11 protein-coding genes are annotated in these 11,758 nt (G+C 70.8%); 3 read left to right on the forward strand and 8 right to left on the reverse strand.

Annotation, left to right across the window (positions count from 1 at the left end):
- Positions 1–155 precede the first annotated feature (155 nt).
- Positions 156–1,712 carry a response regulator gene (locus VF092_30380; protein HEX6751639.1) on the reverse strand — a complete coding sequence of 519 codons (1,557 nt, stop codon included), beginning with the start codon at positions 1,710–1,712 and terminating at the stop codon, positions 156–158.
- Positions 1,713–1,814: 102 nt separating this feature from the next.
- Between VF092_30380 and VF092_30385 the strand changes: the two genes are divergently transcribed.
- A complete protein-coding gene (locus tag VF092_30385; protein ID HEX6751640.1) occupies positions 1,815–2,654 on the forward strand; it encodes a lipopolysaccharide kinase InaA family protein in 840 nt (279 codons plus the stop codon).
- Positions 2,655–2,944: 290 nt separating this feature from the next.
- Here VF092_30385 and VF092_30390 read toward each other — a convergent pair whose 3' ends face one another.
- The 7 genes from VF092_30390 to VF092_30420 all read right to left on the reverse strand — a co-directional run bounded on the left by VF092_30390 (position 2,945) and on the right by VF092_30420 (position 10,450).
- Entirely contained in the window at positions 2,945–3,598 is a 654-nt protein-coding gene (locus tag VF092_30390; GenBank protein ID HEX6751641.1) for a DUF6338 family protein, read from the reverse strand.
- A 209-nt stretch (positions 3,599–3,807) separates the two neighbouring features.
- Complete coding sequence (locus VF092_30395) at positions 3,808–5,079, reverse strand: retropepsin-like aspartic protease (GenBank protein HEX6751642.1); 1,272 nt, start codon at positions 5,077–5,079, stop codon at positions 3,808–3,810.
- 87 nt (positions 5,080–5,166) lie between these two features.
- Positions 5,167–6,222 carry a 3-isopropylmalate dehydrogenase gene (locus VF092_30400; protein HEX6751643.1) on the reverse strand — a complete coding sequence of 352 codons (1,056 nt, stop codon included), beginning with the start codon at positions 6,220–6,222 and terminating at the stop codon, positions 5,167–5,169.
- A gap of 431 nt (positions 6,223–6,653) precedes the next feature.
- On the reverse strand, positions 6,654–7,037 hold the full coding sequence (locus VF092_30405; GenBank protein ID HEX6751644.1) for a cytochrome c: 384 nt from the start codon (positions 7,035–7,037) through the stop codon (positions 6,654–6,656).
- An 82-nt stretch (positions 7,038–7,119) separates the two neighbouring features.
- Positions 7,120–7,812, reverse strand: coding sequence for a zinc ribbon domain-containing protein (locus VF092_30410; GenBank protein ID HEX6751645.1), 693 nt, complete (start codon positions 7,810–7,812; stop codon positions 7,120–7,122).
- 255 nt (positions 7,813–8,067) lie between these two features.
- On the reverse strand, positions 8,068–9,216 hold the full coding sequence (locus VF092_30415) for a tetratricopeptide repeat protein (GenBank protein HEX6751646.1): 1,149 nt from the start codon (positions 9,214–9,216) through the stop codon (positions 8,068–8,070).
- A gap of 109 nt (positions 9,217–9,325) precedes the next feature.
- Positions 9,326–10,450: a tetratricopeptide repeat protein gene (locus tag VF092_30420; protein ID HEX6751647.1), complete on the reverse strand. Its 1,125-nt coding sequence runs from the start codon at positions 10,448–10,450 to the stop codon at positions 9,326–9,328.
- A gap of 212 nt (positions 10,451–10,662) precedes the next feature.
- On the opposite strand from VF092_30420, the gene VF092_30425 reads away from it, so the two are divergent.
- Both VF092_30425 and VF092_30430 read left to right on the forward strand, forming a co-directional pair.
- Positions 10,663–10,977, forward strand: a complete 315-nt coding sequence (locus tag VF092_30425; GenBank protein ID HEX6751648.1) for a hypothetical protein — start codon at positions 10,663–10,665, stop codon at positions 10,975–10,977.
- A gap of 239 nt (positions 10,978–11,216) precedes the next feature.
- Positions 11,217–11,519, forward strand: coding sequence for a hypothetical protein (locus VF092_30430; protein HEX6751649.1), 303 nt, complete (start codon positions 11,217–11,219; stop codon positions 11,517–11,519).
- Positions 11,520–11,758: the final 239 nt, after the last annotated feature.

Here is an 11,758-nt window from a genome sequence, read left to right on the forward strand (position 1 = left end):
GGAGGGGTCCGACCTGCCGAACAGCACGCTCAGGAACGGGATCAGCAGCGTGAAGGAGAACGCGTCCAGGGCCGCGAACACCGTCATCGCGACGATGGCCAGCCCGAACAGCCCGCCGTGCGGCTTCAGGTAGCGCAGGATGCGCAGGTAGAGCCTCATCGCGGGTTGAGCAGGGCCACCGGGAGGATCATCTCCTCGGGGCTCACCCCTCCGTGCAGGAACGCCCCCCGGTAGCGCGCCTGGTACTGGCGCAGCTTGGTGGGATAGACGAAGAAGACGTCTTCCAGCGCGATCAGGTAGTTGGTCGCCTGCCGCCCCGGGGGGAAGCGGAGGCGGCGTGGATCCGGCGTGGAGAACGCCGTCGTCGGATCCTCCGCCCGCAGGTCGTCGCCGAACTTGTAGCGCAGGTTCTGCGTGGTGTCGCGCTTGGCGAACACCGTCGCGGGACGGTGGCAGTGGATCGACCCGTGGTCCGTCGTGACGAGGACGGGGATGCCGCGGTGCAGCGCCTCGCGCATGGCCGTGAGCGCCTCGCTGCGCTCGAACCACTGGCGGGTGAGCGCGCGCAAGGCCTCCTTGTCGCGCGCCACCTCCATCAGCACCGCACTCTCCGACCGCCCGTGCGTGAGCTGGTCCACGAAGTTGAAGACCACCGCGGTCACCCCCGGCTGCGCGAGGTGGCCGGGGAGGCGGCGGAGCATCACGTCGCCGTCGCCGGCGTCGAACACCTTCTCGTAGTGGACGGGGAGAGACGCGCCCTCGACACGCGCCACCTGCTCGCGGAAGAGCTCGCCCTCGAACGAGTTCAGGCTCCCCTCGCCCTCCCACCCCCACCACCCGGGCACCCGCGCGGAGATCTCGTCGGGATAGAGGCCGGAGAAGATGGCGTTGCGCGAGAAGGGCGTGGCCGTCGGCAGGATCGAGTAGTAGAGCGCCTCCTCCACCTGCGCGTAGGGCGCCAGGAGGGGGATGAGGGTGCGCCACTGGTCCAGCCGCAGGCAGTCGATGATCACGAACAGCACCGTGCGGTCGCGCCCCAGCAGCGGCGAGAGGAACTGGGGGACGACGTCGACCGAGAGCGGCGGCCGGTCGCCGGCGCCGCTCACCCACGACGAGTAGTCGTCGCACACCCACTCGCAGAACTCGCGGCGGAAGTCGTCGAGCAGCGTCTCCAGCGCGGCCAGCAGCCCGGTCTCGCCCGCGCCGCGCAGGCGCAGCTCCCAGTCCACCAGCTCCGAGTAGTCGCGCGCCCACTCGCGCCAGCCGCGCGGCTCGCGGCCGGCGTTCAGCGCGCGGAAGCGGGTGGTGAAGTCGCGCGCCACCTGCTCCTGCTGCAGCTGCTTTCCCTCGAGCAGGCGGGTGACCACGGAGAGGACCTGGCGCGGCGAGGTCGGCTTCACCAGGTAGTCGGCCACGCGCCGGCCGATGGCCTCGGTCATGGTCCGGTCTTCCTCGCTCTTCGTCACCATCACCACCGGCACGCGCGCGTCCATGCGCCGCAGCTCGTCGAACACCTCCATCCCGCTGCGGCCGGGCATCTGCTCGTCAAGCAGCACCAGGTCGTAGGGGGACAGGCGCAGTAGCTCCAGCGCGTCGTCGCCGTTGGACACGGCATCGACGTGGTAGCCCCGCCCCTGCATGAACAGCAGGTGCGGGCGGAGGAGGTCGATCTCGTCGTCGACCCAGAGCAGGCGCTTGGGAGGAGCGGGCATACGGGCGAAAAGCTAGCCGGGGCGCCGCGTGGGGTCAACGCGGCGGACGCGGCGCAAGCGCGGATTTGACAACGGCCAAGCCGCACCCGCAGCTTGCCGGGCATGAGCCGACCCCCCGGCGCCGCCGACGCCCCCCTGGCCGACTTCGTCCCGATGGTGGACGGCCGCACCCGGCTGCTGGTGCGGCGCGGCTGGGAAGACGCCGCCGAGCACCTGTCCGACCCCGACACCGTGCGCGCCGACGACGCCGTCTCGGGCGGCCGCGAGGTGCACCCGGTGACGACGCTGCCGGACGGGACGCGCGTGGTGGTGCGCCGCTACCGCCGCGGCGGCGTGATGCGCTGGGTGAACCGCGTGCTCTACTTCGGCGGCAACCGCGCCTTCGACGAGCTGCGGGCCACCGAGCGCGCCCGCGCCGGCGGCGTCCGCGCCCCCGTCGTGGTCGCGGCGATCGAGCGCCCCGCGCGCCTCGCCGGCTACCGGGCGTGGCTGGCCACGGTGCTGGTGGCCGGGGGGATCGACTTCGCCGCGTGGCTTTCCGACCAGGGGGGAGATGCCGATCGCCGCGCGGCCGTGCTGCGCGAGGCGGGGCGGCAGATCGCGCTGATGCACGACGCCGGCGTGGCGCATCCCGACGTCAACCTGCGCAACCTCCTCGTCGTGGCGGGCGAGGCCGAGCCCGAGGTGTACCTGCTCGACTTCGACAGGGCGGACGTGAGCGCCACCCCCGTCTCCGCCGCCCGCCGCGAGCGCGACCTGCGGCGCCTGGGCCGCTCCGCGCGCAAGCTCCAGGCGGCGCTGGCGCCCGGCGACTGGGACGCCTTCCGCGACGGCTACGGCGACGCCTGGCCCCCCGGCCTGGACCTCGCCAACCCGCCGAAGGTCGCGGCCAAGGCCGATGCGGCGACGGAAGAGAAGGCTGAAGGCGAGGATGATGAATGACAGAGCGGGCCCGAACACAGCGTCGGCCCGCTCTGTTTCGTCCGCTCCTATTCGTCGGCTGGAAACCGCGGAGGCCCGGGCGGGTTCGGGCGCCCGAAGGGAATGCCGAACGGCGCAGGGATTGTCTCCCTCCAGGCCGGCGCATGGTGTCCGTCACGTGGGGGCGCAGAGGAAAAGGGAATCCCGAACGGCGCCGGCGTCAGGTCCGGCCGTGGCGGACGCGGTTCGAAGTTCCAGTTGCCCATGAGCGGCTTGAGCTGAATCCGCGAGTTTCGCCTGAGCGCCATCTCTTACTCCAATCCGAGGCTTGGTTTTCCCGGCTCGATCACCAGCGAATGCGCGTTGCGAGCGAGGTATACGTACTCCGCTTCGTACAGTTTCACAGAAGTGGAATTGCTGAACACCACTACATCGGTCAGGAGCAGTTCGGCTTGATCGGACGTTTCGGAGAAGACCTCCACAGTACCGAGGTAGCCCGTGTCCTGTGAGATGTCCCGAACAACCACGTAGTCTCCCACGCGCGAACTGAACACGAAGTTCCAGACGTCGAGTCCACCCGTTTTCTTCGTGATTCGCAGGACGTTCGCGAACCGCGCCACGAGCCTGCGGTTGATCACTGCGACGACCACGCAGCTGAGCACCACGCCGACCACCGCGGCCACCACGATCTCACGCCACGCGATCCGCGTGTGGTCGTTCAGCAGCGCGTCGAAGAAGGTGACGTCGAGAGGCTCGCGAAGGCGCAGCCCTCTCGCCGCGGCCGCGAGCGCGTCGCGGGCGAGGGCGAGCGAGAGGTAGGAGCCCATCCCGAGCGCGAACGCGTGCGTCAGGAACTGCACGGGCGTGCGCTCGCGGTGTGCCGTCAGCGCGTCGACGAGCATCGCGCAGAGCACGCCCGGGAAGAAGAGAAGGAGGACGCGCAGCGTTACGGATGAGATCTCCACGGGCGCGACGGTTCGGGCGGCGTGAGAACCTCGGGAGGGGCGAACTTAAACGAAGCACGACGACAAAGTCAACCGCAAAGTCCCGAACGGTGCGAATGCGCCACCGTGAGCACGCTTCGGCCGATTGGTGTCACGCAGAGTCAGCAGGGTCAGCAGTTGCAGCTGTTGATGCTGCTGACTCTGCTAACCCTGCGTGAGCCCCTTCCGTGTCACCTGAAACGCAGTTGCATCGCTCGGTAGTCCAGCGTCATGGCGGCGAAGCTGGTGATCACGTCCTGGCCGATGTCGCCGTCGACGTAGCGGCTGCGCTCGCCGGTGGTTTCCGTCGACACGTTGATGCGCTGCAGCGTGGCCGTGCCGCCGCCGACCGTGATCGCGACCGGGCCGATCGTGTACGCGTGGATGGTCCGCATCCCCCCCGCGCCGCCGATGCGAAGGGTCGTCTCGGTTCCCGCCTCGACGGCGGCGCGGTGCTGCTGGTGGTAGCGCGGGAAGAACTGCGAGGTGCGCGCGCCGGTGTCGAAGCCGAACAGCAGCGTCTCGCCGCCGATGCTGCCGAGGACGAGGTTGTCGAGCCCGTCCAGGCACAGGTTCGGCTCGCCACCCACGGTGGTGCTTCGATTCGCAGGAACCTGGAGGCGTCCCTCTCGCGTCAGCGTGACCTCGCCGAGCGCGGTGATCACGGGGTGGCCCAGGATGCCGTGGATCTGATAGCCGATCTGCGGAAACGCGAGCGCGGAGTCGGGGAAGACGAGGAAGACGACGTTGCGCACCGTCGCCGCGCCGATGCGCAGCTCGGGCGCGACGGCCAGGCGCGCGGCCGTGCGCACGCCGGTGACCGCGCCCACCTGGATGGACTGGTCGATCATCCGGAAGCCGAGCGCCTGCGCGGTCGATTCGACCACGGTGGAGAGGTTGGCGCCGGTGTCGAAGATGAAGTTCTCCGTGGCCTCGCCCGCCTGCACCTGCAGGTTGATCAGGTTCGCGCGGTCGCGGGTCGTCGGCACGTCCACGTCACCGGCGAGCGACACCGTCTGCGCGGGGACGGAGCGCAGCGCGCCGAAGAGCGCCACCACGTTGCGCAGGTCGGCCTTCGCGCTGTCAGGGCTGACCTCCTCCAGGGCGGCGTACGCGTCCGCGGCGTCGCCGTAGCGGAACTCGCGCACGAGCATGTCGCCCAGGAGCTGCTGCGCGGCTCGGCGACGCTCCGGATCGCCCGCCGCGGCGGGAGAGGCGAGGTAGCGGCGCAGCTCGGCCGCGGCGCTGTCGGGGTGATTGAACGCCGCCGCCGTCCAGCCACGGTAGAAGGCGAGCCCCGGCGCGGAGCCGTCGCGCGCGCCGCGCAGCGCCTCGCGCGCGGTGAAGCAGTCGTGGCGGCGGTACGCCTCGGCCAGCCGCGCGGTGTCGGGCGCCTGCGCGTGCGCGGCGCCGGCGAGCGCGAGCGTCGTGGCCAGGGTGGCGGGGAGGAATCGCATCGGCATCGGATGATCGGGAGAGGGCGAACGAACAGGCCCCGCGCGCCGTGCGCGGGGCCCGCCACTTTGTACCGGGCCGGGAAGGCGGGAGTTTCAGGAATTCGCCAGCCGCGCGGCCACCGCGTCGCCCGCGGCCTGCGTGCCGAGGGTGCCGCCGAGCTCGGGCGTCGTCTCGCCCGCCAGCACGCAGGCGCGGACGGCGTCTTCGACGCGGTCGCCGGCCTCCCTGTGACCCAGGTGGCGCAGCATCAGCGCGGAGGTGAGGATCGCGGCGAACGGGTTGGCCTTGTCCTGCCCGGCGATGTCGGGCGCGGAGCCGTGCACCGGCTCGAACATCGACACGCGGCCGGGGTGGATGTTGCCCGACGCGGTCAAGCCCAGCCCACCCGCGATCCCCGCGCCCAGGTCGGAGAGGATGTCGCCGAACAGGTTGCCGGTGACGATCACCTGGTAGCGCTCCGGGCGGCGGACCAGGTCCATCGCCAGCATGTCGACGTACAGCGCCTCGGTCTGGATGCCGGGGTACCTGGCCGACACCTGCTTGAAGACACGCCGCCAGAGGCCGCCCGCGTGCTCCATCGCGTTCGCCTTGTCGGACATGGTGACGCGCTCCAGCCCGTTTGCTTGCGCGTGCTCGAACGCCGCGCGGATGATGCGCTCCACGCCCTTGCGCGTGTTCACGTCCTCCTGCACGGCCACCTCGTCGGGCGAGCCCTGCTTGAAGGTACCGCCCATCCCCACGTACACGCCCTCGGTGTTCTCGCGGAAGATGACGAAGTCGATGTCGCGCTCGGTCTTGTCGCGCAGCGGCGTCAGGCGCGGGTGGTAGAGGCGGACGGGACGGAAGTTGATGAAGAGATCGAGCCGGAAGCGCATCCCCAGCAGGATCTGGCGCGCGTGCTCGTTGCCGGGGACGCGCGGATCGCCCAGCGCGCCCAGGAGGATGGCCTGGTAGTTCGATTCGAGGTCGGCGAACTCGGCCTCGGTGATGGTCTCGCCCGTCTCCAGGTAGCGGTCGGCGCCGTGCGGCCACTCGACGACGTCGAGGGAGGGGCCGCCGCCAGCCTCGAGCGCGCGGAGCACCTTTACCGCCTCGCGGGTGACCTCCTTGCCGATGCCGTCGCCGGGGATGACCGCGATCCGCGCCATGTGCCTGTGCGTGATTGGGGGGATGACGATTGCGAAGCGCGGGAAGATACCGGGGTGATCGAGGACGCGCCACGAAGGCCGGGAGGGTGTTCGTGAGCGCGGATGAGATCGATCGAAAGCGAATCGGGGAGGACGTCGACGCGCTGCGAGAGGCGTAGGCGCGGCCGCGAACGGCCCCCTCCCCCGGCCCCTCCCCCGCTGCGCAGGGGAGGGGAGAACTCAGCGCGGCACAGGCACTTGCGTGAGGGATGCGCGCCCGGAGGGCCGGGACACCGCCGCGCGCGAGCCGTCGCCGACGACCCGCGTGGATGGTGGGCGCGGTGGGGGCCCGACGCCGTTGGCAACAGCAGTATCGTTGCCTACGGCGCGCGCAGCCCGTTTGGGCGTCTCAGCGCCCAACACGCCCAAATCCTTCTGTTCTTCGAGAAGAATCACCGCGCGAGGCCGTGCACGTACTCGGCGACGGTGCGGATCTCCTGGTCGGTGAAGCCGCCGTCGCCGCGCGGGGGCATGGGGGTGTGCGGCGGCTCGGCCGTAGCGACGCCCTCGGTGACCACGCGGACGACGTCGCCCACCTCGCGCGGGCGGTCGTTCAGCGCGGGGGCGAGCTGGGTGCCCGCGCCGCGCTCGCCGTGGCACATGATGCAGGCGCGGACGTAGAGCGTGCGCCCCGGGCTCTCCGCCTCGCCGCGCGGGGCCGCGGGCTGGGCCGCCGCGCCTCCATCGCCCGGCGCATCCGCATCGCCCGACCCGCCGCGGCAGGCCGCGATCAGCATCGCCGTCACCAGCGCCGCGCCCGTCTTTCCGATCACCATCACCCCGAATCTCCAGAGCCATTCCAAGCGGAACCCGCGGCGCCGGACCGCGGGCCGCGGGTTCGTCCAAGCTTCCGTCGCGCTACCGCAATGGCCGTTCCGGCGGCGGTGGCACCGGGGCGGCGTCGCGCGGCCAGCCGCACATGATGCAGAACTTCCACTCCGGCTCCACCACGGTGCTGCACTCCGGGCAGGGGATGGGCGCCAGACACTTGCCGCAGAACGGGCAGAAGCGGATCTCGCGCCCCGGCGGCAGCGTGGACCGGCACCCCGGGCACGACTTCGGCCGCGGCCGCGACGCCTTCGCGGGCGTCGACGGAGTAGCCGGCTCCGGCGAGGTGAAGTCGAGCACCACTCCCGGCGCGTCCGCGTCACCATTGCGCGCGAGCGCAGCGGCCAGCGTGGATGTCTGTCCGGTGGACGCGGGCGGCGGCGCGGTGAGGTCGGCCGCGGGGACCTCGGGCGCGTAGGGATTCAGGTACACGCCCACGTCCGCGTAGTCGCGATAGATGCCGAGGATGGGGTTGGTCGTGCGCAGCTCGCGCTGGAACTCCTCCTGCACGTCGGCCCGCTCGACCACCAGGTAGTCGCGCTCGCCGGAGAGGAGCCGCAGCAGCGCGTGCTCGTACTCGGCCAGTTCGCCGAAGCCGAGCTCGGAGCGCACGGTGCGGTACGGCACCAGGTGCTGGTAGATGTCGCCCACCGTGACGGCCGTCCCCGGCTCGCGCAGGAGCACGTCGGCGATCCGCCGGTAGAGGCGGTCGATGGAATCCATCGGCAAGTGCGAGAGTGCGGAAGTGCGAAAGTGCGAGAGCACGGAACTGCCGGTACGATAATGGATTCGGCGCGGGAGCGCGAATCTTTCGCTCCCGCGCCGAATCGCCGTCCGCGGGCGCGACCCCCGGCGTCGTGGCGTATGAGGATAACAGAAAGTCTCACGCAGAGTCAGCAGAGTCAGCAGTTAAACCGCAGTTCTACTGCTGACCCTGCTGACTCTGCGTGAGACTTTCTGTTGAGATTGTCCGCACGGTTACGGTTGCAGCGGCGGCGCGGCGACGGTCCCAGCTGTGTCCGGCGGATACGGCGTGCTCGGCACCTGGAGATTGGGGACGGTCGACGGCGGCCCTCCTCCCACCATCCCGGTCGAATCCACCGGCATGTACGTGGCCGTGTCGGCGCGGACGCTGGTGATCAGCGAGCGCACCTCCACCGGCGCGCGGGCCAGCACCCGCTCGGCCTGCGCGGGGCGGCCGGAGCGGCGCAGCGCGCTGACCAGCCCCGCCCACGCGCGCGCGTTGGTGGAGTCCTGCAGCACCGCGGCGCGGAACTGGTCGGCGGCCTGCGCGGCGCGCCCCTGGTCCAGCATCAGGTAGCCGACCTCGGTGTTCAACCGCGCGTCGTTCGGGGCCAGCTTGAGCCCTTCGCGCAGCTCGCGCGCGGCTTCCTGGGGGCGCCCTTTCAGCCGGTAGATCTGCCCCATGTAGTAGTGCGGGTCCGGCGAGTCGGGGTGCTCCTTGGCCGCGTCCATGAACAGCGAGAACGCCCGCGCCGTGTCGCCCCGGCCGTACGCCGCGACGGCCTCCTGCAGCGGGTCGGCACCCCGGCCGCGCAGCAGCACGAACGCCAGCGCGACGATCGCGACCGCCACCGCCGCGCCCGCGATCCAGGGCAGCGCAGGGCGGGTGCGGCTGGCCACGGGGATGGCGTGCACCGGCTCGGGGTCTTCGGGCGGCGGCGGGATGAGGGTGTCGTCGCGCTGGGCCAGGACCGGGTCCTCGAGCCGCGCCTCGTAAGGGTTGGAGAGGACGTGGCGCTCCAGCCCGTCCGCGGCGGCGACGGCCACCTCCACGTCGCGCGGCGTGGCGTCTCCGCCCTCGGTGGCGAGGCGGTTGGCCGCAGCGGACAGCTCGTGGAACGACGCGGCCAGCTCCATGGGCAGCCGGTCGCGGCGGCGCAGCTCGGCCAGCAGCTCACCGGTGGAAACGTCGTCGGGTGAGAGCGCGCGCAGGCGCAGGTCCACCGCGGCGGTGGGGTCGTCGCGGAGCATGCGGCGGAGCACCGTCTCGGCCGCCCGCGCGATGCGCACCACCCCCGCCGCCCCGCCCTGCCCCGTGCGCAGGGCGATCACGTCGCCCTCCACCGCGCGCAGCGGCTTCAGCGTGTTCTCCGGATCGTGCATGCCGCCCATCCCAAGCACAAAACGGACCGTCCGGCGCCGCGCCCCCGTGGCGCGGGCCGGACGGCCCGACGGTCAGAACCGCGGCGGCGGCATAAAGGCGCTCCGCCGCTCAGGCCTCGATCTTCAGCAGGCCCAGCTTGGCCACGGCCTTCAGGAAGGCCTCGGTGCTCTCGGTGGGCACGGAGCGGCCCGTGCGCTCGCGGATCTGCCGCGCCGCGCGGCGCATGAACACGCTCACCTGCAGCGTGGGGTCGGCGTGGTCGCGCATCCCGCCCACGATCTCGTCCCACGTCCCCTCGAACACCGTCCCCTCGGCGGTGCGCACGCGGTGCCCCTTCAGCGACGTCTCGCGCCCGTCGCCCGCCGGGGTCAGCATGCGCATGATGAAGTCGATCTGCGCGGTCAGCTCCATCGGCTGCGCGGGCTCGTCGTCGGCGCCCTCGAAGCTCGACTCGACCTCGGCCAGGAGGTGGTCGATGTCGTCGGGGTCGTTCTCGAGCGCGGCGATGCGCTCCTTCCACGGCGCGAAGAGCGGGTCGTCGTCCTTCACCTTGTCGACCGCGCACTTGAGCTCCACGTAGCGCCAGAGCGAGAGCGTGTCCCAGTGCTCGGCGGGCGGCACCTTCTCCAGCTCGCGCAGCGCGCCGGGAACGTCGCCGCGGTCGTGCAGCAGGTGGCTGAGGTAGATGCGCGCCTCGTGCAAGGTGCCGTCGAGCCGCAGCGAGCGGCGCAGCTCGCGGCGCGCGCCCACGTCGTCGCCCAGCGCGTGCAGGGTGTAGCCGCGGGCGGCGGCCACCTCGGCGCTGTCGGGGTGCCCGTGCGCCAGCGCGGTGAAGCGGGTGCGCGCCTCGGCGAACAGACCCTCGCGGTACAGCGCGCGGCCCATGGTCAGCCCCAGCTCCAGGTCGTCGTGCAGCCCCATGGCGTCGACGGTGGAGAAGCACTTCAGCGCCTCGTCCACGCGGCCGAACTTGAGCAGCGTCTCGCCCAGCCCCACCCACGCGTCCTCGTACTCGGGGTCCAGGTCGAGCGCCTCCTCGAAGCTCACCCGCGCCCACGCGTACTCCTCGCGGGCGATGCGCACGTATCCCAGCCCCACGTGCAGGAGCGCCGAGTCGGGGTGGTGGCGCAGCCCGTCGCGGAGCACCTCCAGCGCGTCGTCGTAATCGCCGGACTCGTACAGCCGGTGCGCCTGCTCGTCGAACTCTTCCGCGCTCAGGAATGACGTGCCCATGCAGCTTGCGAAACTGGGGGGAGAACGGGCCCTGCCGGTGCGGCGGGAACTGCTGCGGAAGGAGGTGCTTCCGGGGCGTCTGCCCGGCCAAATATAAACACGGCCGCACTCTGCATCCACCCCCGCGCGCCGTCCCGGCCGGGCTTGCCTCCGCGCCGGGGGGTCGGCAGATTTTACCCGCAGGTTCGATCTGATACCACCGGGGAGAGGACATGTTCGACTGGCTGCGCCGCCGCCGACTGAGTGCCGAAGCGAAACGGAAGCTGCTGATCGTGGCCGCGCGTTCGGAAGAGGCGATCATCGAGACGCACGTGGGGAACGTGCTGGACATGTTCGACGCGCTGGGCGACGAGGTCGACATCGACCGCACGCTGGAGCTGTACGGCGAGATGCTGCCGATGGACGAGCACATCGCCTCGACCGTGGCCAACCGGGTGATCGCGCGGCACGACGCCCCCGGCGCGCGCCGCCGCACGACGGACGGCCGCCGCTTCGCCGACGTGTTCCGCGACCAGGGGCGCAAGTAGCCAATACGCGTCGGATTTCCGGACGGCCGCGGAGAAATCGCCGTCCGGCGGATTGTTTTCCGAAGATCAGAAGGCGGAGTGTCGAGATATTCGACGCTCCGCCTTCTTCCGCGCCATCCGCGGACCACGATCTAAATCATCATTCCCCAACAACTTGCATGGAGATGGAAATCCGGCGCGCGGGTTGCTTCTGCGGCGGACGGTCATCTCCTTCCTTCTCCTCTGCAGGTCCCGGAATCGTGATCGCACGAGCACGCCCGGCGCCGCCCTCCACCCCGTCGATGGTGGGGAACAAGCGCCCGCAGCCGCACCGCATCCACCTGAGCACCGGCCGCGTGCTGGAGGGCAACCTCCACCGCGCACCGAACGTCCGCCTCGCCGACCACCTGGGAACGCTGAAAGGGTTCCTGTCCGTCACCGACGCCGTCTGCGCCGCGTCGGGCGAGCGCTTCGAGCACGCGGTGCTGAACCTGGACCACGTCCTCTTCATCGAGGAAGTCGTGGCCCAACCCGCGGGCGCGACCCTCGGCATCGTACCGTAAGAGGATAAAAGAAAGTCTCACGCAGAGTTAGCAGGGTCAGCAGAGGAACTGCAGTTCTTCTGCTGACTCTGCTAACTCTGCGTGAGACCCTTCTGTTTATACGAAATCCGGGAATTTGGTTGATGCACCCCGATCGGTTCCACGATGACGTCATCCTGAGGCCGGCCAGACTGTAATCAGCGTCTGCGCAAGTGGTTGCAGGCCGAAGGATCTATCATCGCGGCAGCACGAGATTCGGG

Source organism: Longimicrobium sp., from assembly GCA_036377595.1.
Classification (GTDB): Bacteria; Gemmatimonadota; Gemmatimonadetes; order Longimicrobiales; family Longimicrobiaceae; genus Longimicrobium.

What these genes read in the sequence shown, in the direction of transcription:
- VF092_30380 (HEX6751639.1), bottom strand. Translation starts at nt 1,712, where the DNA reads ATGCCCGCTCCTCCCAAGCGCCTGCTCTGGGTCGACGACGAGATCGAC.
- VF092_30385 (HEX6751640.1), top strand. Translation starts at nt 1,815, where the DNA reads ATGAGCCGACCCCCCGGCGCCGCCGACGCCCCCCTGGCCGACTTCGTC.
- VF092_30395 (HEX6751642.1), bottom strand. Translation starts at nt 5,079, where the DNA reads ATGCCGATGCGATTCCTCCCCGCCACCCTGGCCACGACGCTCGCGCTC.
- VF092_30400 (HEX6751643.1), bottom strand. Translation starts at nt 6,222, where the DNA reads ATGGCGCGGATCGCGGTCATCCCCGGCGACGGCATCGGCAAGGAGGTC.
- VF092_30405 (HEX6751644.1), bottom strand. Translation starts at nt 7,037, where the DNA reads ATGGTGATCGGAAAGACGGGCGCGGCGCTGGTGACGGCGATGCTGATC.
- VF092_30410 (HEX6751645.1), bottom strand. Translation starts at nt 7,812, where the DNA reads ATGGATTCCATCGACCGCCTCTACCGGCGGATCGCCGACGTGCTCCTG.
- VF092_30415 (HEX6751646.1), bottom strand. Translation starts at nt 9,216, where the DNA reads ATGCACGATCCGGAGAACACGCTGAAGCCGCTGCGCGCGGTGGAGGGC.
- VF092_30420 (HEX6751647.1), bottom strand. Translation starts at nt 10,450, where the DNA reads ATGGGCACGTCATTCCTGAGCGCGGAAGAGTTCGACGAGCAGGCGCAC.
- VF092_30425 (HEX6751648.1), top strand. Translation starts at nt 10,663, where the DNA reads ATGTTCGACTGGCTGCGCCGCCGCCGACTGAGTGCCGAAGCGAAACGG.